Consider the following 23,067-nt stretch of genomic DNA (forward strand, 5'->3'; position numbering starts at 1 on the left):
GTAGCGCAGGCGCTACCGGCGGCGGTAGGCCATGCCCGCCGCCACGGCGCCGGCCAGCGCGCCGGCTCCGAGCACCGAAGGCACGCCGATCTTCGCCGCCTTGCGGCCGGTCCGGAAGTCGCGGATCTCCCAGCCGCGGGCCCGGGCCACGTCCCGCAGGCCGCCGTCCGGGTTGACCGCCACCGCGGTGCCCACCGCCGACAGCATCGGGATGTCGTTCGCCGAGTCCGAGTACGCCGTGCAGCGCTTGAGGTTCAGGCCCTCGCGGGAGGCCAGGGCCCGCACCGCGTGGGCCTTCGCGCGGCCGTGCAGCAAGTCCCCGACCAGGCGGCCCGTGTACACGCCGTCGCGGGTCTCCGCGACCGTGCCCAGCGCCCCGGTGAGGCCCAGGCGGCGGGAGATGATCGCCGCCAGCTCGATCGGGGTGGCCGTCACCAGCCAGACGCGCTGGCCCGCGTCCAGGTGCATCTGGGCCAGCGCGCGCGTGCCGGACCAGATCTTGTCCGCCATCAGCTCGTCGTAGATCTCTTCGCTGATCGACGTCAGCTCGGCCACCGTGCGGCCGGCCACAAAGGACAGTGCGCGCTCGCGGTGGGTCTTGATGTCCTCTTTGTTCTCGCGGCCGCCGAGCCGGAACTTGATCTGGCCCCAGACGAACCCGGCCAGGTCCGACGACGTGAAGAACTTCCGCGCCGCGAGCCCGCGGGCGAAGTAGAAGATCGACGCGCCCATCATCATCGTGTTGTCGACGTCGAAGAACGCGGCCGCGGTCAGGTCCGGCGGGGCCGGCGGGGCGGGGGGCTCGGCGGCTTCGGAGACCACGCGGGCGTGGGCGGCCTCGGCCGACGCCTCGCCCGCGAGCGCGGCGAGCCGTTCCAGCTCCTGACTCTTATCCCTGCCACGCCAAGCTGACACGCACACCGCCTCCACGTCTGCCCACGTCTGGCCACGCTCCTGAAAACGTCCGGGTCCTTCGCACAGCGTAGCGAGCCGCCCACCGCGCCGTCGCAGGTGTGGGCGGGACCTCAGCCGATCACGATCGGCGGCAGGCCCGGCAGCAGCGGCGGGATCGACACCAGCGGCGGCGGGGGTGTGGTGGTGGTGGTCGTCGGCGGCCGGGAGGTCGTCGACGGCTGGCCGAAGACCGGCGGCGGCGTCACCCCGCCGGTCGGCGCGGGGATGCCCGGGGTCGCCGCGGCGTCCGACGGGGGCAGCTGCGTGCCGGTCACGGTCGGTGCGGTGCCTTCCTGCGACGAGGGCGAGACCGACGCCGACGTCGGCTGGCTGCCGGTGGACGGGACGGGCCGCTGCGTGCACTCGCCGGTCGCCGGGAGCGGGCCCAGCTCGTCGGACGTGCCGGTGGTGATCCGGTAGCAGTTCATCCGCGCCACCAGGCCGCTGGTGCGCTCCTGGACCTTGCCGAGCAGCTCCCGGACGTCGCCGAACACCGGCGCCGCGTCGGCCGGGAGCGGCTGCGCGCCCAGCCTCGCCGCCTGGTTGCGCGCCCACAGCCGGACGTCGGACAGCGCCTGCGTGCCGCCGCCGTCGCTGGTCGCCGCGACGGACAGCTGGGCGACGCCGGCCCGCAGGTCGGCGGCGAAATCGTCGTACGCGGTCCGGTAGTCGGCTTCGCTCGCGCCCTGGGTGGCCAGCTCGCCGAGCTCGGTGATCCGGTTGGTGGCGAATTCGAGGTGCTTGCGCGCCTTCTCCTGGTCACCGAACGTGAGGCCCAGCGCGGTCGACTCGCCGGCGCGCTTCACGGTGTAGAGCGGGTCGCCGGGCAGCGCGGTGCGCGAGAGCACCAGCGTCAGCCCCGAGAGGACGAGGACGAGGAAGAGCGCGGCGGCCACCAGGTCGGCGGTCCGCGGCCGCCACCTCCGACGTGGGGTGGTGGCCGCCGCCGTCTCCAGGCGGCCGGCGATCTCCGCGCGGATCCGCTGCCGGGTTTCCAGGTCCGGGGACCCGGCCGCGCCGAGGTCCCGCAGCGCGCCGACGAGCGCGAGTTCGTCGGCGAACTCGCCGTCGCGGCGCACCGGCGACGGTTCCAGGGCGCGCGCGAACCGCTCGCTCTCGGCTCGCTCACGCGCAAACCTCACGGCGCTGCTCTCCATCCCGGGCTTCGGCCGGCCTGACACCGGTCTGCGTGGGGTAACGATCCAGCAGCCGCCAGGGTTACCGGTTTCGGCCGACGAACGGAAAAGTTCGCGGGTTCAGCGCAATCCGGTGGGCAGAAGTTGTGCCAATCGGCGCACGGCGCGGTGCTGGAGCGCCTTGATCGCCCCTTCGTTGCGGTTCATGATCTCGGCCGTCTCGGCCACGGACAGGCCCTGCAGGAACCGCAGGACGATGCATTCCCGCTGGTCTTCGCCCAGTTCGGCGACGCAGCGCAGGAGCTCGGCCCGGGTGGCGCGGCTGATCGCCTCCTGCTCGGGGCCCACCTGGACGGCCGCACCGACGGTGAAGGGCGCCGAACCGGGCTCGGTCACCTCGTCGGTGACCACCTCGAGCTTGAACCGGCTCGACTTCACGTGGTCGAGCACGAGGTTGCGGGCGATGGTGACGAACCAGGCGCCGACGTCACGGCCCTGGTAGCTCACCGACGTGATGCGGCGCAGCGCGCGCAGGAACGTCTCGCTGGTGACGTCCTCGGCGAGGTCGCGGTCACCGAGCCGGAACAGCACGTACCGGTAGACGACGTCGACGTACCGGTCGTAGAGCCGGCCGAAGGCGGACGTGTCGCCGTCCTGCGCGGCCCGCACCAGGTCCCAGGCCTCGGCCTTCGCCGCCTCGGCGCGCTCGTCGTCGGCCGCCTGCCGGCTCAGCGGCACGGCCGGCGTCCGTCCGAAGACGCGCTCGGCGAACATGAAGACGGGCCCGCGGCTGACGGCGGTCGGGACGGTCATCGGGCGGCACCTCCGGCGGTGGCTTCGGCCCAGCGGGCCTGGGTACCCCCGGAATCCGGACGAGCAGGGGCCGGCCGGCTCGCGTGCCCCACGACCTCGTGGGCAGGCAAGTTCCTCACGGCGACTCCCTCTCTCCGGTCGCGGCGGTGATCAACACCACCGGCGCGACGCAGTGCAGCATACGTGTTGTTACCGCTAAGTAGGTAGTGGTTCCGGGGTTGCGCAGACGCGACGCTCGCGGTCAGCACCCATGACGTCGCTTCAGATGACAGACTTGCAACGGTTGGCGCCGGGCGAGGAGAGGTGGGTCGCGGGTGAGTGCTCCAGAGGGGACGCAGCCGGGGGTCGGCGGGCTGCTCACACGGGCCGCGGCCACGTGGCCGGAGCACCCGGCCGTGCTCGAGACCGGCACCGGACGCGGCCTGACCTACCGCCAGGTCGACGCGGCCGCCCAGGCCCAGGCCCGCAGGCTGGCGGACGCCGGCGTCGCGCCGGGGGACCGGGTCGGGGTGCGGCTGCCGACGTCGGTGGACTTCGTGGTCGCCTTCTTCGGCGCGCTGCGGGCGGGGGCGGTCGTCGTGCCGCTGTCGCCGCAGGTGCCCGGGCCCGAGCTCGCGAAGCTGCTCGAGCACAGCGGCGCGAAGGTCGTCGTCCAGCGCGACGCGGACGAGGATCTCCCGGACGGCGTGAGCGGTCTCACGCCCGTGGGTGACCCGGACGGAGGAGGCGAATTCGCCGACGCCGGCCGGTCCGGGGAGGACATCGCGGTCGTTTCGTACACGTCCGGCACCACCGGGCCGCCGCGCGGGGTGATGCTGTCGCACCGCGCGCTGCTGGCCAACCTCGAGCAGATCAGCGGGGTCGAAGGTGTCCTCGAACACGACGACCGCGTGCTGATCACCATCCCGCTCTTCCACGTCTACGGCCTCGGGCCCGGCCTCCTGCAGGCGGTCGCCGTGGGCGCGACCGCGGTCCTCTCGGAGCGCTTCGAAGCCCAGCGGACGCTGGACGACTGCGCCGAACACCGCGTCACCTCGATCACCGGCGTCCCGACGATGTACGGGGAGTTCGCCGCGCTGGGTGCCGACGAGCTCCGCCGCGGCCTGGCCACCGTGCGGCGGATGACGTCGGGTGCCGCGCCGCTGCACCCGAAGGTGCTGGGCGCGATCCGCGAGGCCACCGGCCTCGACGTCTACGAGGGCTACGGCCTCACCGAATGCGCCCCGGTGGTGACGTCGACGCTGGTCACCGGCTACCCGAAGCCGGGCTCGGTCGGGCGGCCGCTGCCCGGGATCGAGCTGCGGCTGGTGGACAGCGACGGCACCGACCAGGCCGTGCCGCTCGACCCGGACGACGTCGACGACGTCTTCGAGGCCGAGGGCGAGACCGGGCTGGTGTCGGTCCGCGGCGCCAACCTCTTCTCCGGCTACTGGCCCGACGGCGGGCACGGCCCGGACGCCGAGGGCTGGTTCCGCACCGGCGACGTCGGCTACCTCGACACCGACGGTGACCTGCACCTCGTCGACCGGGCCAACGACCTGATCATCGTCAACGGCTTCAACGTCTTCCCCCGCGAGGTGGAGGAGGTCATCGGGCAGCTGCCGGAGGTGGCCGAGGCCGCGGTCGTCGGCGTCGTCGACGAGCGCAGCGGCGAAGCGGTCAAGGCGGTCGTCGTGCCGGCGGCCGGGGCGGCGCTGTCCGAGCAGCAGGTCGCCGATCACTGCGCGGCCCACCTGGCCGGGTACAAGGTGCCGCACCTGGTCGAGTTCGCCGAGTCGCTGCCGCACTCGGCCACCGGGAAGCTGCGCCGCCTGCGGTTGCGGTAGGTGCGGTAGGAAGGACGCCATGGCGCACGAAGTGACGGTGATGGGCCGGGACGGTTGCCACCTCTGCGAGGTCGCGGAGGCCGACGTCGCCCGGATCTGCGGCGAGCTCGGCGTCGCCTGGACGGCCGAGGACGTCGACACCGACCCGGAGTGGCGCGCGGAGTACGGCGACCGCGTCCCGGTGATCCTGGTCGACGGCGCCGAGCACGGGTACTGGCGCGTCGAAGAGGACCGGCTCCGGCGCGCGCTCGCTTGACCCCGGCGGTGAGCCGTAACACGTCCGTAAGCCACCTCGGGCCGCCGTGGCGCCCGCGTGCTCCGAAGATGGGGACGTGAGCACTCTGCAGGACGCGCCGCCCGAGGCGCCGCGTCGGCTTTCGCTACCGGTCGCGACGCTGATCGGCCTCCTCGCGCTGGCCGCCGCCCTCGGCGTCGGCCACCTGGTCGCGGGCTTCGTCGGGTACACGGCGTCGCCGTTCATCGCGGTGGCCAACTACGTCATCGACCACAGCCCGACCGCCGTCGTGAAGTGGGCCGAGCGGACGCTGGGCACCTGGGACAAGCCGGTGCTCAAGCTCGGGCTCGCGGTCGTGCTGGTGCTGTTCGCGCTGGTCGCCGGGCAGCTTTCGCGCCGGACGCCGCGGGCCGGGCAGGTGCTCGTCGTGCTTCTCGGCGCAGCCGGCGTCGCGGCCGTGTACGTGCGCAGCGACCTCGGGCAGGTTTCGCTGCTCGCGCCGGTCGCCGCCCTGGTCGCCGGGCTCGCGGTGTTCACCTTCCTGCACCGGATCGCGCTGCCGGTGGACGTCGTCGACGAGCGGGGCTTCGACCGCCGCAAGTTCCTGCGCGCCGGGGTCGGCGTCGCGGCGGGATCGGGGATCGCGGCCGTCGCCGGCCAGGTCACCGGGACGAGCTCGAACGCCGAGGACTCGCGGGCCGTCGTCGGGCCGCTCGTCCCGGCGCGCACGGCGCCGCCGCTGCCCGCGGACGCCGACTTCGCGAAGCTCGGCTCACCGCCGTTCATCACGCCGAACGCGGACTTCTACCGCATCGACACCGCGCTGGTCGTGCCGCAGCTGCGCACCGAGGACTGGAGCCTGCGCATCCACGGGATGGTCGACCGCGAGGTGAAGTTCTCCTACGCCGACATCCGCAGCCGGCCGCTGGTCGAGCGCCGCGTGACGCTGACGTGCGTGTCCAACGAGGTCGGCGGGCCGCTGATCTCGAACGCGACCTGGATCGGCGTGGACCTCGTCGACCTGCTCGACCAGGCCGGCGTGCAGCCGGGCGCGGAGCAGATGTTCGCCACCAGCGTCGACGGCTGGACGTGCGGCACGCCGGCGAACGTCGCCCTCGACCCGGACCGCGGCGCGATGCTGGCGATCGGGATGAACGGCCAGCCGCTGCCGGTCGAGCACGGCTTCCCGGCGCGGATCGTCATCCCCGGCCTGTACGGCTACGTGTCGGCGACGAAGTGGGTCGAATCTCTCGAATTCACCCGGTGGGACGCCCGGCAGGCGTACTGGCTGAGCCGGGGGTGGGCCGAGCAGGCGCCGATCAAGACCGAATCGCGGATCGACTCGCCGCGCGGGTTCGCGGGCGTCACGGCGGGCAAGGTGCGGCTGACCGGCACGGCGTGGGCGCAGCACACCGGCATCGCGACGGTCGAGGTCCGGCTGGACCAGGGCCCGTGGCAGCCGGCGACGCTGGCCGCGGAGGTGAGCAAGGACACCTGGCGGATGTGGTGGATCGAGCTCGGCGTGCCGAAGGGGACGCACCAGGCGTCGGTCCGGGCCACCGATCAGGACGGCTACACGCAGACGGAGAACCGGGCGGACCCCGTCCCGGACGGCGCCACCGGCTGGCACTCGGTCACCCTCGACGCCCGCTGACGCGCACGGGGCGACCAGTGCGCCGGAGCCGTTCACCGGGCCCGGCGCGCCGCTCGCCGCGCGGCCGGGGCCGCGCCGCCGGGCGGCAGTCGATCACCGCCGGTCCGCGCGGGAGCCGGAAGTGCCTGCCGGACAAGGATTCTGACGCCGTGTCGTGATCGCCGTCGCCCTCCCGCCGCCCCGGAACCGCCTCCGACCAGTGACTTTGTGCGTGCGTTCACAAGTGGTCTACCGTAGGGCCATCGCCCGGAGCGGGCCGGTATCGAACCGGACTCCGGGTCCTGGGTCAAGACACAGTTCCGAATGGCGATGGCCGCCAGACGTGCACAGCGGGCAGGAGACGACGGCGTGGTGACACAGCGGGGGAGGCGCGACGCGGCGGACTCCCCGGGCCGGGCGCCCCGGCGCCCCCGCCGGCCGGCCGGCCCCGACGCCGACAACGCTCCCACCGCCGAAATGCCCGCGGTGCCCGCGGGTGAGCCGGGCCGCAACGGGGATGCCCCCGAGGCCGTCCGGGCGAAGTCCATTCCCGAGGCCGCCGTCGCGCGGCTGGCCGTCTACCTCCGGGTGTTGTCCGGAATGTCGGAACAGGGCGCGACGACCGTTTCGAGCGAAGAGCTGTCGCAGGCCGCGGGCGTCAATTCCGCGAAGCTGCGCAAGGACCTCTCCTACCTGGGCTCCTACGGCACCCGTGGCGTCGGCTACGAGGTCGCCGTCCTGGTCAGCCAGATCGAGCGCATCCTCGGCCTGACCCGGCAGCACAAGGTCGCCGTGGTCGGGATCGGCAACCTGGGCCACGCGCTGGCCAACTACGGCGGCTTCCCGGGGCGCGGCTTCCCGGTCGAAGCGCTGTTCGACCTGGACGCGGACCTGATCGGCGTGCCGGTCGGCGGGCTCCCGGTCTCGCACATGGACGACATCCCCCGGATCTGCGCCGAGCGAGGCATCTCCATCGGCGTGATCGCCACCCCGCCCACCGCGGCGCAATCGGTGTGTGACCGCCTGGTCGCGGGCGGTGTCCAGTGCATCCTCAACTTTGCTCCCGTCGTGCTGCAAGTTCCGGCTCACATTGAGGTCCGGAAAGTGGATTTGGCCGTCGAGCTGCAGATACTCTCGTTCCATGTGGCCCGCCGAGCGGACAGTGAAGGCCTAGCCGCCGGTAATCAGGGCAATTCCGGATTACCCGGTGCGGTGCTGCCGTCCGACAATGGAAACGGCAGGCGGAACGGCACGGGTCCGGACGGCGGACGGGAAATGGTGGTGCGCTCATGAGCGTTTTGGCGGTCGGTCTTTCGCACCGGAGTGCGGAGCTGAGCACGCTCGAGCGCGTCGCGGTGCCGGTGCCGGAGATCGGCAAGATCCTCGACGAGCTGCAGCAGGCCGAGCACGTCAGCGAGGTCGTGCTCGTCTCGACCTGCAACCGGATCGAGGTCTACGCGGTCGTCGAGACCTTCCACGGCGGCCTCAACGACGTCTCCGAAGTGCTCGCCCGCCAGGCCGGGATGACGCCCGCCGAGCTCTACGACAGCCTGTACGTGCACTACGCCGGCGCCGCCGTCGAGCACCTGTTCTCCGTCACCTCGGGCCTGGACTCGATGGTCGTCGGCGAGACCCAGATCCTGGGCCAGGTCCGCTCCGCCTACGCCACCGCGCGCGAGGCCGGCACCGTCGGCCGCACGCTGCACGAGCTGATCCAGACCGCGCTGCGCGTCGGCAAGCGCGTGCACACCGAGACCGGGCTCGACCAGCTCGGCGCGTCGGTCGTCTCCGAAGCGCTCGCCGCGGCCGGGGACGTCACCGGCAAGCACGCCGTCATCGTCGGCGCCGGCTCGATGGGCGCGCTCAGCGCGTCGCAGCTGCGGAAGGCCGGGATCGGCGAGATCACCGTGGCCAACCGCACCGACGCCCGCGCCCGCCGGCTCGCCGCGAACGTCACCGAGCAGGGCGTGCCGGCCCGGGCGGTCCCGCTGTCCGCGGTCGCCGGCACGGTCCGCGACGCCGACATCGTCATCTGCTGCACCGGCGCGCAGGACGCCGTCTTCGGCCCCGGGCACGTGCTGCCGCGCGGCGGCCGGGACCTCGTCGTCTGCGACCTGGGCCTGCCCCGGGACGTCGACCCGGCGGTCGGCGAGCTCGCCGGCGTCCGGGTGGTCGACCTGGCCACCATCCAGCGCCGGATGCGCGAGGCGGGGACGCCGACCACCGAGCGCCAGACCGCCAAGGCGACCGGGATCGTCCTCGACGAGGTGCGCGACTACCTCGCCGGGCAGCGCAGTGCCGAGGTGACGCCGACCGTGACCGCGCTGCGCCGCCGCGCGGCCGAGGTCGTCGACGCCGAGCTGCTGCGGCTCGACAACCGCCTGCCCGGCCTGGACGGCGCCGTCCGCGAAGAGGTCGGCCGCACGGTCCGCCGGGTGGTCGACAAGCTGCTGCACGCGCCGACGGTGCGGGTCAAGCAGCTGGCCGCCGAGACGGCCGACACCGACTACGCGAACGCGTTGCGAGAACTGTTCTGCCTCGACCCGCAGGCGCCCGCCGCGGTGGCGAGCCCGAAGCCCCCACCAGAGAAGAAGCCGTAGTGACCAGAGTCATTCGTATGGGTACGCGCGGTTCGAAGCTCGCGCTCACCCAGACCGGGACCGTCGCCGACGCCCTGCGTGCCACCGGCGTCGAGGTCGAGATCGTCAAGGTGACCACCCCCGGCGACAAGTCGCTGGCGCCGATCGCCACGATCGGGGTCGGCGTGTTCACCTCCGCGCTGCGGGAAGCCTTGCTGCGCAACGAGGTCGACGTCATCGTCCACTCCTACAAGGACCTGCCGACGGCGCCGGAGCCCGGGATCACGCTGGCCGCCGTGCCGCCCCGCGAAGACCCGCGGGACGCGCTGATCGCGCGCGACGGGCTCACGCTGGGTGAGCTGCCGCCGGGTTCGACGGTGGGCACGGGGGCCGCGCGGCGCACCGCGCAGCTGCGTGCGCTGGGTCTCGGTTTGGAAATCGTGCCGATTCGCGGCAATATCGACACCCGCATGCGCAAGGTGACCGACGGCGAGCTCGATGCCGTGGTGCTGGCGCGTGCCGGACTGGCCAGGGTCGGACTGGTCGAGGCGATCACCGAGACCCTCGACCCGATCCAGATGCTGCCCGCACCCGCGCAGGGTGCGCTGGCGGTGGAGTGCCGGGCCGCCGACGTGGACCTCGAGCAGCTGCTCCGGTCCACTTTGGACGACGAGGGCACGCGGGCCGCGGTGACGGCCGAGCGGGCCCTGCTGGCCGCGCTCGAGGCGGGGTGCAGCGCGCCGGTGGGCGCGCTCGCCGAGATCGTCGAAGATCTCGACGCCGAGGGCAAGGTCGTGGAACGGATCTCGCTGCGCGGCACCGCCGCGGTCGAGGGCGAGGAAGGTGCGGTGGACATGGTCCGGGCCATCGCACTGGCCGACAAGGACCAGGCCGCCCAGCTGGGCAAGGACCTGGCCGCCGAGCTGCTGGACCTCGGAGCCGGAGCCCTCTCCGGCCCCGCTCAGTAGCGCTCTCGCGAGCGCTTCGAAGAAGACGTAGGAGACCTGCGTCCGTGCGACCCCGCGCGGCCGCCGCAAGAGGAGAAACGCACAGATGACCCCCGCGCGAAAAACCACCGGGCGCGTAGCGTTCGTGGGCTCCGGGCCCGGCGACGCCGGCCTGCTCACGGTCCGTGCCCAGGAGCTGCTGACCAAGGCCGAGGTCGTGGTGACCGACCCCGACGTGCCGCAGTCCGTGCTCGCCATGGCGGCCGAGGGCGCCGAGGTCCGGCCCGCCGTCGGCGAGGCCACCGAGGTCGCCAAGGACCTGACCACCGAAGCCAAGGCCGGCCGGCTGGTGCTGCGGCTGGTCGCGGGCGACCCGCTGACCACCCCGGCGGTGGTGGCCGAGGTCCAGGCGGTCGCGCGCACGAGCGCCGTGTTCGACGTCATCCCGGGTGTCTCGCCGGCCGCGGCCGTCCCCGCGTACGCGGGTGTCGCCCTGGGCGGCACGCACACCGAGGTCGACGTCCGCGGCGACGTCGACTGGGCGGCCCTGGCCGCCGCGCCCGGCCCGCTGGTACTGCACGCGACGTCGGCGCACCTGGCCGAGGCCGCGTCGGCGCTGACCGGCAACGGCGTCCCGGCGTCGACCCCGGTCGCGGTCACCGCGAACGGCACCATCAACACCCAGCGCACCCTCGACACCACGCTCGAGAAGGTCGCCAACGACGCCGGCGAGCTCGTCGGACCGCTGATCGTCACGATCGGCCAGGCCGCCGGGCAGCGCTCGAAGCTGTCGTGGTGGGAGTCGCGTGCGCTCTACGGCTGGAAGGTCCTGGTGCCGCGCACCAAGGAGCAGGCCGGCGAGATGGCCGAGCGCCTGCGCGGCCACGGCGCGACCTCGCACGAGGTGCCGACCATCTCGGTCGAGCCGCCCCGCAGCCCGGCCCAGATGGAGCGTTCGGTCAAGGGCCTGGTCGACGGCCGCTACCAGTGGATCGTCTTCACCTCCACCAACGCGGTCCGCGCGGTGTGGGAGAAGTTCGAAGAGTTCGGGCTCGATGCTCGTGCGTTCTCCGGCGTGAAGATCGCCTGTGTGGGTGAGTCGACGGCGGCGAAGGTGCGCTCGTTCGGCATCATCCCGGAGCTGATCCCCTCGGGCGAGCAGTCGTCCGAAGGCCTGCTGGCCGAGTTCCCGCCGTACGACGACGTGCTCGACCCGGTCGACCGCGTGCTGCTGCCGCGGGCCGACATCGCCACCGAGACGCTGTCTGCCGGCCTGCGCGAGCGCGGCTGGGAAATCGACGACGTGACGGCCTACCGGACCGTCCGGGCCGCCCCGCCGCCCGCCGAGACCCGCGAGATGATCAAGACCGGCGGCTTCGACGCGGTCTGCTTCACCTCGTCCTCGACCGTGCGGAACCTGGTCGGCATCGCCGGCAAGCCGCACACCCGCACGCTGGTCGCGTGCATCGGCCCGAAGACCGCCGAGACCGCGGTGGAGTTCGGGCTCCGGGTCGACGTCCAGCCCGAGAAGGCGGACGTCCCCCACCTGGTGGACGCGCTGGCCGAGCACGCCGCCCGGCTGCGCGCGGAAGGTGCCCTGCCGCCGCCGCGCAAGGCGAAGCGGGCCCGCCGCTCCTGAGGTTCGACGTGCCGAAGGCCGCCCCGGTTCGCCGGGGCGGCCTTCGCTCGTTTCAGCGGGGGTTGTCTTCGCGCCACTTCAGGTAGTCGGCGACCGACGCGGCGACGTCGAACCGGGGCTTGAAGCCGGTGTCCTCGGTGAGCCGGGAGATGTCCAGGTACGGGTCCTCGCCCGGGCCGTCGGCGCGGCCCGGCGGAAGGTCCACCTTCAGGGCCTCCGCGAACTCGCCGTAGGTGAACGGGCGGCCGCTCGAGACGTTGTACGTGTCGTGCCGCAGCTTCTCCGCGGTGGTGAGCAGGGCGATCGCGCGGCCCGCGTCCGGCGCGTAGCAGACGTCCCCGCCGTCGCCGGCGCGCACTCCGGGCGGCGGTGCTGCCGCGTTGACCAGCCGGGGGATCGGGCAGAACGGGGAGTCCGGGTCGACCAGCGGGCCCCAGATCGTGCCGATGCGCAGCACCACCGGCTGGACGCCGCTGCCCGCCAGGCCGTGCGTCGTCAGCGGCTCGACCGCCTTCTTGAACGCGATGATGAGGTGCGGCAGGGCGACCGCCGGGAGGTCCAAGCCTTCGTGCCACGGGATCTCGGGACGGCCGATGTACACGCCGAGGCTGCTCGCGACCGCGAACCGGCGAACACCCCAGGTGCGGGCCGCGGCCAGGGCGTTGAGCAGGCCGGTCGTGTCCGTGCGGAAGAACTCGACCGGATCCTCGCCCGGAATGCCGCCGGCGAGGTGGACGATGTCGGTGATCGCGTGCCGCTCGCCGAGGGCGAGGAACGCCTCGCGGTCGGTCACGTCGAGTCGTTCGACCGCGACCCGGCCTTCGAGGAACGACGGGACTTCACCGCGGCGGTGGGACGTCACGACCACGTCGTGGCCGAGGTCGAGGAGCGCGCGGGCGGTGTGGGCGCCGATCATGCCCAGCCCGCCGGTGACGAGGATCATCGCGCCAGGCTAGGGACACCCGGCCGGTGAGTTCTTGAACGAATCACGCAGGAACGGCAGGGAGGACGCGGTGTGGTCGTGGCCGCAGGCGCACGCCTCGAGGCTGCCGCCGAGGAGCGCGCGCGGGGTCAGCCCGGTCAGGCGGCGGCACTCCCGGTTGAGGTGGGCTTGGTCGGCGTACCCGGCGTCGGCGGCGAGGCCGGCCGGGCTGCCGGCGCCCGCCTGGGCCAGCGCGAGGAAGCCCTGGAACCGCAGTGTCCGCTGGAGGACCTTGGGGCTCACCCCCACCGCCTGCCGGCAGCGGCGGCGCAGCTGGCTGGGGGAGAGCGCGAGGTCCCCGGCCAAGGTGTCGATGTCGACCGGGTGCCACGGCATCAGCCGCCGCACGGCCTCGGTGACCAGCGGGTCCACGGCCCTCACCGGCAGCAAGGCCTGGATGATTTCGAGGGCGCGCTCCGGGGAACCTGCCGTGGCCACGGCTTCGGCCAAGCGGCCGTCCGCCAGGTCGACGTGCTGGTCGACCAGGTCGTCGAGGGGCACCGGCAGCGGCGGCGCGGCCCCCGGCCGGAACCGCACGCCGACGAGGGTCGTGCGCGGCGGGATGATCTCGAGCCGCGCCGCGGTCAGCGGGCCGAGCAGCCGGGGCCGGCCGCCGGCCGGGAAGTGGAGCTCCATCCCGCCGGTCGGCAGGTGCCGCTGGACGTACGGCGCGTCACCGGTGCGCTGGACCCAGACCGTCCGCACCAGGCCGGCCAGCACGGGCACGGGGAGGCGTTCGACGTACACCTTTCGCACCGAAGCGGTTCCGCGAGAGCGGCGTCAAGCGCACCCTTGCGGAACTGCGGCGAAAGGAGCGGGAGTAACTTGGTAAGGGTGTTCCCCGAGCATCGTCCCCGCAGGCTTCGCACCACCCCGGCCATGCGCAGGCTGGTGGGCGAAACGACGCTGCGGCCACGCCAGCTGATCCTCCCGATGTTCGTCGCCGAAGGGATCGACGCGCCGCGGCCGATCTCGAGCATGCCCGGCGTCGTCCAGCACACCCGCGACACGCTGCGGAAGGCCGCCGTCGACGCGGTCAACGCCGGCGTCGGCGGGCTGATGCTGTTCGGCATCCCGGCCACGCGCGACGCCGAAGGCTCCGGCGCCGTCGACGAAAAGGGCATCCTCAACGTGGCCCTGCGCGACCTGCGCCAGGAGCTGGGTGACGCCACCGTGCTGATGGCCGACACCTGCCTCGACGAGTTCACCGACCACGGCCACTGCGGTGTCCTGGACGCCGACGGCGGGGTCGACAACGACGCCACGCTGCGGATCTACGCCCAGATGGCCATCGCGCAGGTCGAAGCCGGGGCGCACGTGCTCGGGCCGAGCGGGATGATGGACGGCCAGATCGGCGTCATCCGCCGGGCGCTCGACGAGGTCGGGCACAAGGAGGCGGCGATCCTCGCCTACTCCGCGAAGTACGCCAGCGCGTTCTACGGCCCCTTCCGGGAGGCCGTCGACTCGCAGCTCAAGGGCGACCGCAAGACCTACCAGCAGGACCCGGGCAACGGCCGCGAGGCGCTGCGCGAGATCGAGCTGGACCTCGCCGAGGGCGCGGACATGATCATGGTCAAGCCCGCGCTGGCCTACCTGGACGTCATCAAGGCGGCCGCGGACATCTCCCCGGTCCCGGTGGCGGCGTACAACATCTCGGGCGAGTACGCGATGGTCGAGTCCGCGGCGGCGAACGGCTGGCTGGACCGCGAGCGGACGGTTCTCGAAGTGCTGACGTCGATCCGCCGCGCGGGCGCCGACCTGATCCTGAGCTACTGGGCCGCGGAAGCCGCTGCCTGGCTCGACTGACCCGTTAGAGTCCACGCGTGGAAGACAAAGAGGACCTCACGGGTCTGACCGACGACGAACGGCGCAAGCTCGGCCGGTCGCCCGACCCGGTGCTCCCCGGCGAGCGGGCCCCGAAGGCGGCACCCCCGCGTCCGGTGGCCGTGTCGTTCTGGCTGTGGCTGGCCGGCGGCGTCGTGCTGATCCTGGGGTACGTCCAGCTGATGGCCGGCAAGTCCGCGGTCATCGACCGGTACGTCAAGGGGACGACCGACCCGAAGATCACGCCGCAGATGATCGCGGACGGCGTCACGGCGATGCTGTGGTTCCTCCTCGCCGGATCGGTCGTGTTCACCCTGCTGTTCCTGCTTTTCGCGTACAAGGCCCGCGAAGGCACCCGCTCGGCCCGGACGGTGCTGACCGTGCTGCCGATCGTGATGGTGCTGCTGATCTTCACCTTCGCGCCGGTGCTCAGCTACCTGACGCTGGTCGCGGTGCTGCTGTTCGTGATCGCGCTGGTGCTGCTGTACCTGCCTTCGGTGAGCGGCTACTTCCCCAAGGTCGGCAAGAAGCTGTGAGCGACCGGTTCTACGCCGAGTCCGGCGTGAGCTGGGCGGCGATCGGGTGGGGCCCGGCGTTCGCGCTGGTGGGCGCGCTGGCGGAGCTCGTCACCGGCGGCCCGGTGCACGTGGTGGGCTGGCTGATGGTCGGGTTCGCGCTGGCCGTCATCACGATGCCGTGGGTGTACGCGCGCCGCCGGTTCCTGTCCCTCGAGGTGACGACCGAGCAGCTGCGGCAGGGCCGGGAGAAGGTGCCGGCCGCGCAACTGGCTTCGGTCACCGACGTCGGGACGCCGGTCGGCGCGCGCGTGCTGGGCGGGGGCTGGTCGGTGCCGCGCAAGTACGACTCGCTGCCGGTGCGGCTGGCCGACGGCACGGTCGTGCTGGCGTGGGCGAAGGACGTCGAGGCCCTCCAGGACGCGCTGGACCGGCTCGTCCGGGCGACGCCGCGCGAAGCATGAGAAAATCCCCGGTGTGATCGACCTTCCGCAGCCCACCGGGGCCGAGCTCTGGCCGCCGGAAGAACCCGGCCCGCGTGCGCGGCTGCACAAGCCCTGGCGGACGTTCGTCGCCGCCGTGGAAGTCGTGCTCGCCGTCGTCGCCGGCTGGGCCGCCTACGCGTGCTGGCACAGCAGCGTCGCCACCGTCGTCACCCGGACCGAGGACGGCGCCGTGCTCGAGTCGCACCGGTACTTCGGCGGGCTGCTCGCCGCCGCCATCGGGCTCGGGACCGTGGCCGCGCTGCTGCTGGTCGACGCGGTGCGTCAGCTGGCGCTCGCCATCCGTGCGCGGAGCGCCAAGACCAAGGCCTGATACACAGCTCGCGCACAGGAAACGAACAGTCTCCTGCTAAGCGGCGGCACCAAGGTTGCCGCATGACGCGCGTGCGTGCCTCGAAGGCATGGGTGATCAACGGAGCCCTCGTTGTCCTGCTGGCCGGGGCCGGATTCGGGATATACCAGGCATTCAGCCCCGGACCGAGCTCGGCGCAGACCCAGTCGCGCAGCACCCCGGTCCGCCGGGCGACGGTCACCGAGACCGTCTCCGCCGCCGGGACCCTCGCCAGCAGCTACACCGGCGCGGCGAACTTCGCGACGGCCGGCAAGGTCACCTCGATCGACGTCAAGGTCGGTGACGTCGTCAGCACCGGGCAGAAGCTCGCCACCGTCGACAGCACCCAGGCGGCGAAGCAGCTTCAAGTCGCGAAGGCGAACCTCGCCGTCGCCCAGAACGCCCTCAACACCGCCGAGACGGCCGAAAACACCCCGGCCACCGGGCAGAACAGCCAAAACAGCCAGAACAGCGCCCAGGCCGCGGCCAACAACGTCACCTCGGCGCAGGCGAAGCTCGACCAGGCCCAGCTCGACGTCCAGACCGCGCAGCAGACGCTCGACAACACGACGCTCTACGCGCCCGGCGCCGGCACGGTCACCGCGATCAACGGCGCGGTCGGGCAGCAGTCCTCCAGCGGCTCCTCGGCCACGAGCCAGTCTTCGAGCAGCGGCAGCGGCCAAGGCGGCCAGGGCTCGTCGTCGAATTCCGGCGCCGCCGCATCGAGCAGCAGCAGCAGCTCCGGGTTCATCACCATCACGAACCTGACCGGCCTGGTCGTCAACACCTCGGTCGCGGAGATCGACGTCAGCAAGGTCAAGACCGGGCAGAAGGCCACCGTGACGCTCAACGCGCTGCCGGACAAGCCGGTCCAGGCCACCGTGTCGAGCATCAACCTGACCCCGACCACCAGCGGCAGCGTCGTCTCCTACGGCGCGCAGCTGGCCCTGACCAGCCCGCCGGACGGGCTGCGGCCCGGCCAGTCGGCGAGCGTCGTGATCACCGTCGCCGAGGCGGACAACGCGCTGAGCGTGCCGGCCGCGGCGGTGCAGACCGTCGGCAGCACCAACCTCGTCACCGTGCAGGAAAACGGGCAGAACGCCACCCGCCAGGTGCAGGTCGGGCTGCGCGGCGAGTCGACGGTCCAGATCACCTCCGGGGTGACCGAAGGCGAGAACGTCGTGCTCACCGGGACGGCCTCCACCGGGACCACCGGCGGCACCGGGCGCACCGGCGGCACGGGCGGCACCGGTGGCTTCCCCGGCGGCGGGACCGGTGGGTTCCCGGGCGGCGGCCAGCGCGGCACCGGCACCGGCACCGGCGGCGGCTTCGGCGGACGCGGATGAACCCGGTGATCGCGGTCTCCGGACTGCGCAAGACCTACGGAGCCGGCGAGACGGCGGTGCACGCGCTGCGCGGCGTCGACCTCACCGTGTGGCCCGGCGAGTACGTCGCGATCATGGGCGCGTCCGGCTCGGGGAAGTCCACGCTGCTGAACATGCTGGGCTGCCTGGACGTGCCGACGTCCGGCCGGTACCTCCTGGACGGCTTCGGGGTCGGCAAGCTGAACGAACGGCAGTTGGCGTTGCTGCGCAACCGGAAGATCGGGTTCATCTTCCAGTCCTTCAACCTGGTGCCCCGGACGTCCGCCTTGTCCAATGTGGAACTCCCATTGGTCTACAGTGGACTCAAGCGGTCCGAGCGGCGTCGCCGCGCGCTCGCGGCGCTCGACATGGTCGGGCTGTCCGACCGGGCCAAGCACCTGCCGAGCGAGCTCTCCGGCGGCCAGATCCAGCGCGTCGCGGTGGCGCGGGCGCTGGTCACCGGCCCGGCGATGCTGCTGGCCGACGAACCCACCGGCAACCTCGACCGGCACAGCACCGAGGACGTCCTCGGCGTGTTCGACCGGCTCAACTCCCTCGGCCGCACCATCGTCGTCATCACGCACGAGGACGAGGTCGCCGCACACGCGCACCGCGTCGTCCGGGTCGACGACGGGCTGATCGTGTCCGACGAAACCACGCGTGCGGTGGGAGCGGTCTTGTGAACCTCCTCGAAATCCTGCGGTTCGCCGTGCGCGGGCTCACCGCGAACAAGCTGCGCTCGGCCCTCACCACGCTCGGCATCACCATCGGTGTCGCCGCGGTGATCCTGCTGGTCGCGGTCGGCAACGGCGCGTCGGCGGCCATCGCGGCCAGCATCCAGGGCCTCGGCACCAACGTCGTCAACGTCTCCCCGGCCCGCGGCGGCGGCCAGGGCGCGGCGGCGCGGCCGCTGACCGTCCAGGACGCGCACGCGCTCGTCGACCCGGTCGGCGCCCCGGACGTCAAGGCCGCTTCGCCGGTGGTCAACACGACGGCGACCGCGACCTACGGGCAGACGTCCTACGACATCTCCAGCGTCGCCGGCACCGAACCCGCGTACTTCACCACGACCAACCGCGAACTCGCCCAGGGGCAGCTGTTCACGAGCGAGGACGTCACGGCCGCGCGGAAGGTCGTCGTGCTCGGCCCGACGACCGCGGCGTCGATCTTCGGCACCACCACGGACGCGGTCGGCAAGAACGTGTTGCTGAACAGCATCCAGTTCACCGTGATCGGCGTGCTGCAGGCCAAGGGCAGCACCGGGCTGCAGAACGCCGACGACGTCGCCATCGCGCCGATTTCGGCGGTCCAGAACTCCCTCGCCGGCTACGGCAGCCTCAGCCAGATCGCCGTCCAGGCCACCAGCGCCGACGCCGTCTCGCTGGCCCAGTCCGAGATCACCGCGATCCTCAACGCCCGCCACGGCGTCCGGCTCGGCGGCACCCCGGACTACCAGATCCAGAACTCCGAGCAGCTCCTGGCGACCCGGACGTCGGCGACCGAGACGTTCACCGTGCTGCTGGGGGCGGTCGCGGCGATCTCCCTGCTGGTCGGCGGGATCGGCGTCACCAACATCATGCTCGTCACGGTCACCGAGCGGATCCGCGAAATCGGCATCCGCAAGGCCATCGGCGCCCCGCGCTCGGCCATCCTCGGCCAGTTCCTCGCCGAAGCGACCATGCTCAGCCTGTTCGGCGGCCTGCTCGGCGTCGCGATCGGGGTGATCGGCAGCCGGTTCACCATCTCCGGGATCAAACCCGTCGTGGTGCCCTCGTCGATCCTGCTCGCCTTCGCGGTCTCCGCCCTGATCGGGCTGTTCTTCGGCAGCTTCCCGGCGAACCGGGCCGCCAAGCTCCGGCCCATCGATGCGTTGCGTCACGAATAAGGAGTCCCCGCATGTCTTCCTCCACCCAGACGCCGCCCGTCCCGGGTGACGAGCCGACGGCGATCCTGCCCGCCGTCGAGCCGACCGCGGAGCAGATCGTCGCCAGCCCGGCCGTCGACGGCGACCTGAACGCCGAAATGCGCCGGGCCGCGAAGCCGTTTTCCCGCACCACGCTGGTGCTCGCCGGGCTGGTCGCCTTCGCGATCGCGTTCGGTGGCGGCGCCTGGACGCACGCCGCGTTCGGCTCCTCGACCCCGTCGACGCCCGGCCGTCCGGCGGGTGGCACCCAAGGTGGCCAGCAAGCCGGCACCGGCCAGCAGGGCGGCGGGTTCCGCGGCGGCCGTGGCACCACCGGCACGATCGACCACGTCGACGGCACCACTGTCTACGTCAAGACCGCGCAGGGCGACGACGTCAAGGTGTCCACATCGGACTCGACCACGGTCGGGGTGACCCAGCAGGGCAAGCTGGCGGACCTGAAGCCGGGCGCGACGGTCGTCGTCCAGGGCCAGGCCGGCAGCGACGGGACGGTGGCCGCGCAGACCATCACCCAGCAGGCGGCGCGCTAGTTGAGGACGATGATCGCGGTGTTGAGCGCCGTCGCGTAGAGGATCCAGGCGAGGTAGGGCACCAGGAGCGCGGCGGCGGCCTTCGACCGGCGGCCGAACAGGACGATCGTCACGACCACCACGACGTCCAGCAGCACGATGTCGGCCAGGGCGAGCCCGGCCGCGCCGCCCTCGAAGAACAGCGGGGTCCAGAGCAGGTTGAACAGCAGGCCGATGCCGTACGCGGCGAACCCGCGCGTCTCGCCGTCGGTCCGCCAGTACAGCCAGCCCGCCACCGCGATGGTGACGTACAGCACCGTCCACACCGGACCGAACAGGGCGGCGGGCGGTGCCCACGCCGGCTGCTCGAGCCGCGCGTAGACCGCCCTCGCGTTCGCCGCGGCCAGGCCGCCGACCACGGCCACCACGGCGACGACGCCCAGGAACCCGGCCAGCACGAGCCACGGGTTGCGGTGCGGGGCGCGTTCGGTCACCGGCTGTTCCCCTCCCGGGCGGCTGCCCGCCATCCTAAGCGGGTTTGCCACACTGGGTGGGTGAGCACTGGAACCGAGCAGTCCAAGGCATGGTTCGACCGCGCGAAGACGGCCATCCCGGGCGGGGTGAATTCGCCGGTGCGGGCGTTCAACTCGGTCGGCGGCACGCCGCGGTTCATGGTCCGCGGCGAGGGCCCGCACCTGTGGGACGCCGACGGCAACCGCTACGTCGACCTGGTGTCGTCCTGGGGCCCGATGATCCTGGGGCACGCGCACCCGGCGGTCGTCGAGGCGGCGCGCCGGGCGGCGACGTCCGGGCTCTCCTTCGGCACCCCGACCATCGGCGAGGTCGAACTGGCGGAGGAGCTCATCGGCCGGGTCGAGCCGGTCGAGCAGGTCCGCCTGGTCAACTCGGGGACCGAGGCCACGATGAGCGCGATCCGGCTGGCCAGGGGGTTCACCGGCCGGTCGAAGATCGTGAAGTTCGCCGGCTGTTACCACGGTCACGTCGACGCGCTGCTCGCGCAGGCCGGCTCCGGCGTCGCGACGCTCGGGCTGCCGACCTCGCCGGGTGTCACCGGGGCCCAGGCCGCGGACACGCTGGTGCTGCCCTACAACGACCTCGACGCGGTCCGGAAATCCTTTGTGGACAACCCGGGCGAGATCGCCGCGGTGATCACCGAGGCGGCGGCCGGGAACATGGGCGCGGTCGCGCCGGACGACGGCTTCAACGCCGGATTGCGCGAGATCGCCCACGAGCACGGCGCGCTGCTGATCATGGACGAGGTGATGACCGGGTTCCGCGTCTCGCACGCGGGCTGGTTCGGCCTCGAAGGCGTGGCCGGCGACCTCTACACGTTCGGCAAGGTGATGTCCGGCGGGCTGCCGGCGGCGGCCTTCGGCGGCCGCGCCGACGTGATGGCCAAGCTCGCCCCGGGCGGCCCGGTCTACCAGGCCGGGACGCTCTCCGGGAACCCCGTCGCGGTGGCCACGGGCCTGGCGACGCTGCGCGCGGCCGACCACGCCGTGTACGCGGCGCTCGACGCCAACGCGAAGCGCCTCGGCAACCTCTTCCACGCCGCGCTCCTCGAAGCGGGGGTCGCGCACAACGTCCAGTACGCGGGCAACCTGGTGAGCGTGTTCTTCGGTGAGACGCCGGTCCGCGACTACGCCGGCGCGCAGGCGTCCGAGACGTGGCGCTTCCCGCCGTTCTTCCACGCGTTGCTCGACGGAGGCGTGTACGCGCCCCCGAGCGCGTACGAGGCGTGGTTCGTCAACGCGGCCATGGACGACGAAGCGTTCTCCGTGATCGAAGCGGCGCTGCCCGCGGCGGCGCGCGCGGCGGCCGGGGCCGTCCAGTGACCACCGTCGTCCACATGCTTCGGCACGGCGAAGTGCACAACCCGTCGAAGATCCTGTACGGCCGGCTGCCCGGCTACCGGCTCTCGGAGCGCGGGCAGCGGCAGGCGCTGACGGTCGCCGAAGCCATTGCCGCCCACGACCTCGTGCACGTCGTCGCCTCGCCGCTGCAGCGGGCGCAGGAGACGGCGGCCCCGATCGCCGCCGCGCACCGGCTCGACATCGCGACCGACGAGGGCCTGATCGAGGCGGGCAACCAGTTCGAGGGCCTGCACGTGGCGGTCGGCGACGGCGCGCTGCGGGAGCCCAAGCACTGGCCGAAGCTGGTGAACCCGTTCAAGCCGTCGTGGGGCGAGCCCTACCTCGAGATCGCCCACCGGATGCTCGGCGCGGTCCACCGCGCCCGCGAGGCGGCTCTTGGTCACGAGGCCCTGTGCGTCTCGCACCAGCTGCCGATCTGGACGCTGCGGCGGTTCCTCGAGGGCAAGCGCCTGTGGCACGACCCCCGGCGCCGCCAGTGCTCGCTGGCGTCCCTGACGTCGCTGGTGTTCGACGGCGACGAGCTGCGCGAGATCGTCTACAGCGAGCCGGCGGGCACGACCGACCCGAAGGTGACCGGGGCATGAGGCTGGTCTGGGCGGTGCTCGCGGTACTGGCGCTGGCCGGCTGCAGCGCGGGCAAGGACGCGGTGGTGCAGGGGAGCAGCTTCAGCTTCGTCTCCCCAGGCGGCAAGGTCGACATCACCTACGACGCCGCCCAGCGCCAGACGGCCCCGGTCCTGGCCGGCGAGGACCTGATGAACGAGGGCAAGCAGCTGTCGCTGGCCGACTACGCGGGCAAGGTCGTGGTGCTCAACCTGTGGGGCCAGTGGTGCGGGCCGTGCCGCACGGAGGCACCGGAGATGGAGTCGCTGGCGAAGCAGGGCGTCCAGGTGGTGGGCATCGACGTCCGCGACCCGGCCCGCGAGGTGGCCCAGGACTTCGTCCGCGACCGGCAGCTGACGTACCCGTCGATCTACGACCCGGACGGCCGGGTGCTCCTCAAGCTGAGCGGCTACCCCCGCAACATCATCCCGTCGACGATCGTGCTGGACAAGCAACACCGAGTGGCGGCGGTGTTCCTGCGACCGGTGCTGGCCCAGGACCTGCTCCCGGTGACGCAACGACTGACCGCGGAGGCTTGAGCGGGCGCTTTTGCGGGGGCTTTTTGCCGGTTTGCCGACCGGCGCGCCTGACCCGCGCCCCACCCAGACCTCCCCCGCCACCCCGATCCGAAGCCAGCACGCGGACGGTGGTGCCGGGTCAAGGCATCTTTCCCACCTTGACGCGGCGCTACCGTCCGTAGTCACAATCCGGCTTCGGGGTGGCGGTCACCCGCAACGACACGCCTCCCGATGCTCGACGACCGCCCGGCTCGAGAGCGCGGCCCGCCCTTCCCTTGGGGGGACCTCCCTGGTCCAGTCTATCGGCGGGGTACGACAGAACCCCGAAATCGCCGGTC

At 72.6% G+C, this 23,067-nt stretch carries 24 protein-coding genes; 18 read left to right on the plus strand and 6 right to left on the minus strand.

The genetic code is table 11. The features are described from left to right. Positions 1 to 12: 12 nt before the first annotated feature. The 3 genes from C2L58_RS10065 to C2L58_RS10075 all read right to left on the minus strand — a co-directional run bounded on the left by C2L58_RS10065 (position 13) and on the right by C2L58_RS10075 (position 2,903). Positions 13 to 915, minus strand: a complete 903-nt coding sequence (locus tag C2L58_RS10065) for an HAD family hydrolase (protein WP_369904172.1) — start codon at positions 913 to 915, stop codon at positions 13 to 15. Positions 916 to 1,025: 110 nt separating this feature from the next. Next, positions 1,026 to 2,096, minus strand: a complete 1,071-nt coding sequence (locus tag C2L58_RS10070; protein ID WP_103337383.1) for a DUF5667 domain-containing protein — start codon at positions 2,094 to 2,096, stop codon at positions 1,026 to 1,028. A 114-nt stretch (positions 2,097 to 2,210) separates the two neighbouring features. Further along, on the minus strand, positions 2,211 to 2,903 hold the full coding sequence (locus C2L58_RS10075; protein WP_103337290.1) for a sigma-70 family RNA polymerase sigma factor: 693 nt from the start codon (positions 2,901 to 2,903) through the stop codon (positions 2,211 to 2,213). Positions 2,904 to 3,217: 314 nt separating this feature from the next. On the opposite strand from C2L58_RS10075, the gene C2L58_RS10080 reads away from it, so the two are divergent. The 7 genes from C2L58_RS10080 to C2L58_RS10110 all read left to right on the plus strand — a co-directional run bounded on the left by C2L58_RS10080 (position 3,218) and on the right by C2L58_RS10110 (position 11,762). Further along, positions 3,218 to 4,729, plus strand: coding sequence for an AMP-binding protein (locus C2L58_RS10080; protein ID WP_103337291.1), 1,512 nt, complete (start codon positions 3,218 to 3,220; stop codon positions 4,727 to 4,729). Positions 4,730 to 4,748: 19 nt separating this feature from the next. Continuing rightward, on the plus strand, positions 4,749 to 4,985 hold the full coding sequence (locus tag C2L58_RS10085) for a glutaredoxin family protein (RefSeq protein ID WP_103337292.1): 237 nt from the start codon (positions 4,749 to 4,751) through the stop codon (positions 4,983 to 4,985). A 76-nt stretch (positions 4,986 to 5,061) separates the two neighbouring features. After that, positions 5,062 to 6,618, plus strand: a complete 1,557-nt coding sequence (locus tag C2L58_RS10090; protein WP_103337293.1) for a molybdopterin-dependent oxidoreductase — start codon at positions 5,062 to 5,064, stop codon at positions 6,616 to 6,618. 348 nt (positions 6,619 to 6,966) lie between these two features. After that, on the plus strand, positions 6,967 to 7,890 hold the full coding sequence (locus C2L58_RS10095) for a redox-sensing transcriptional repressor Rex (RefSeq protein ID WP_103337294.1): 924 nt from the start codon (positions 6,967 to 6,969) through the stop codon (positions 7,888 to 7,890). Then, the gene (locus tag C2L58_RS10100) at positions 7,887 to 9,197 is read left to right on the plus strand and encodes a glutamyl-tRNA reductase (RefSeq protein ID WP_103337295.1); all 1,311 of its coding nucleotides are present in this window, start codon (positions 7,887 to 7,889) and stop codon (positions 9,195 to 9,197) included. Before C2L58_RS10095 ends, C2L58_RS10100 begins: the two co-directional genes overlap by 4 nt. A 17-nt stretch (positions 9,198 to 9,214) precedes the next feature. Beyond that, positions 9,215 to 10,144, plus strand: coding sequence for a hydroxymethylbilane synthase (gene hemC, locus C2L58_RS10105; RefSeq protein WP_093945337.1), 930 nt, complete (start codon positions 9,215 to 9,217; stop codon positions 10,142 to 10,144). 85 nt (positions 10,145 to 10,229) lie between these two features. Beyond that, positions 10,230 to 11,762 carry a uroporphyrinogen-III synthase gene (locus C2L58_RS10110; protein WP_103337296.1) on the plus strand — a complete coding sequence of 511 codons (1,533 nt, stop codon included), beginning with the start codon at positions 10,230 to 10,232 and terminating at the stop codon, positions 11,760 to 11,762. A gap of 52 nt (positions 11,763 to 11,814) precedes the next feature. On the opposite strand, the gene C2L58_RS10115 is transcribed toward C2L58_RS10110, so the two are convergent. Together C2L58_RS10115 and C2L58_RS10120 are read right to left on the minus strand one after the other, a co-directional pair. Next, entirely contained in the window at positions 11,815 to 12,705 is an 891-nt protein-coding gene (locus C2L58_RS10115) for an NAD-dependent epimerase/dehydratase family protein (RefSeq protein ID WP_103337297.1), read from the minus strand. Between the two features lie 9 nt (positions 12,706 to 12,714). Then, the gene (locus C2L58_RS10120) at positions 12,715 to 13,491 is read right to left on the minus strand and encodes a helix-turn-helix domain-containing protein (RefSeq protein WP_233225657.1); all 777 of its coding nucleotides are present in this window, start codon (positions 13,489 to 13,491) and stop codon (positions 12,715 to 12,717) included. Positions 13,492 to 13,578: 87 nt separating this feature from the next. Here C2L58_RS10120 and hemB point away from each other — a divergent pair, with 87 nt between their 5' ends. From hemB to C2L58_RS10160, 8 genes are all read left to right on the plus strand, one after another. Then, entirely contained in the window at positions 13,579 to 14,550 is a 972-nt protein-coding gene (gene hemB, locus C2L58_RS10125) for a porphobilinogen synthase (RefSeq protein WP_103337299.1), read from the plus strand. A gap of 17 nt (positions 14,551 to 14,567) precedes the next feature. Further along, positions 14,568 to 15,104: a hypothetical protein gene (locus C2L58_RS10130; protein WP_103337300.1), complete on the plus strand. Its 537-nt coding sequence runs from the start codon at positions 14,568 to 14,570 to the stop codon at positions 15,102 to 15,104. Next, positions 15,101 to 15,547, plus strand: coding sequence for a hypothetical protein (locus tag C2L58_RS10135; RefSeq protein WP_103337301.1), 447 nt, complete (start codon positions 15,101 to 15,103; stop codon positions 15,545 to 15,547). Before C2L58_RS10130 ends, C2L58_RS10135 begins: the two co-directional genes overlap by 4 nt. Positions 15,548 to 15,560: 13 nt before the next feature. Next, a complete protein-coding gene (locus C2L58_RS10140) occupies positions 15,561 to 15,899 on the plus strand; it encodes a hypothetical protein (RefSeq protein WP_103337302.1) in 339 nt (112 codons plus the stop codon). A 62-nt stretch (positions 15,900 to 15,961) separates the two neighbouring features. Further along, the gene (locus C2L58_RS10145) at positions 15,962 to 17,263 is read left to right on the plus strand and encodes an efflux RND transporter periplasmic adaptor subunit (protein WP_103337303.1); all 1,302 of its coding nucleotides are present in this window, start codon (positions 15,962 to 15,964) and stop codon (positions 17,261 to 17,263) included. Further along, complete coding sequence (locus C2L58_RS10150; RefSeq protein ID WP_103337304.1) at positions 17,260 to 17,964, plus strand: ABC transporter ATP-binding protein; 705 nt, start codon at positions 17,260 to 17,262, stop codon at positions 17,962 to 17,964. The genes C2L58_RS10145 and C2L58_RS10150 overlap by 4 nt, the downstream gene beginning before the upstream one ends. After that, positions 17,961 to 19,166, plus strand: a complete 1,206-nt coding sequence (locus C2L58_RS10155) for an ABC transporter permease (protein ID WP_103337305.1) — start codon at positions 17,961 to 17,963, stop codon at positions 19,164 to 19,166. The genes C2L58_RS10150 and C2L58_RS10155 overlap by 4 nt, the downstream gene beginning before the upstream one ends. A gap of 11 nt (positions 19,167 to 19,177) precedes the next feature. Further along, complete coding sequence (locus tag C2L58_RS10160; RefSeq protein ID WP_103337306.1) at positions 19,178 to 19,735, plus strand: hypothetical protein; 558 nt, start codon at positions 19,178 to 19,180, stop codon at positions 19,733 to 19,735. On the opposite strand, the gene C2L58_RS10165 is transcribed toward C2L58_RS10160, so the two are convergent. Further along, complete coding sequence (locus C2L58_RS10165) at positions 19,732 to 20,208, minus strand: TspO/MBR family protein (RefSeq protein ID WP_103337307.1); 477 nt, start codon at positions 20,206 to 20,208, stop codon at positions 19,732 to 19,734. The genes C2L58_RS10160 and C2L58_RS10165 overlap by 4 nt on opposite strands. Before the next feature lie 60 nt (positions 20,209 to 20,268). Between C2L58_RS10165 and hemL the strand changes: the two genes are divergently transcribed. The 3 genes from hemL to C2L58_RS10180 are packed head-to-tail and all read left to right on the plus strand — an operon-like array spanning position 20,269 to position 22,750. Further along, on the plus strand, positions 20,269 to 21,570 hold the full coding sequence (hemL, locus tag C2L58_RS10170; RefSeq protein ID WP_103337308.1) for a glutamate-1-semialdehyde 2,1-aminomutase: 1,302 nt from the start codon (positions 20,269 to 20,271) through the stop codon (positions 21,568 to 21,570). Continuing rightward, complete coding sequence (locus C2L58_RS10175) at positions 21,567 to 22,193, plus strand: histidine phosphatase family protein (protein WP_103337309.1); 627 nt, start codon at positions 21,567 to 21,569, stop codon at positions 22,191 to 22,193. Before hemL ends, C2L58_RS10175 begins: the two co-directional genes overlap by 4 nt. Next, complete coding sequence (locus tag C2L58_RS10180; protein ID WP_103337310.1) at positions 22,190 to 22,750, plus strand: TlpA family protein disulfide reductase; 561 nt, start codon at positions 22,190 to 22,192, stop codon at positions 22,748 to 22,750. Before C2L58_RS10175 ends, C2L58_RS10180 begins: the two co-directional genes overlap by 4 nt. Positions 22,751 to 23,067: the final 317 nt, after the last annotated feature.

This window comes from Amycolatopsis sp. CA-126428, from assembly GCF_002904335.1.
GTDB lineage: Bacteria > Actinomycetota > Actinomycetes > Mycobacteriales > Pseudonocardiaceae > Amycolatopsis.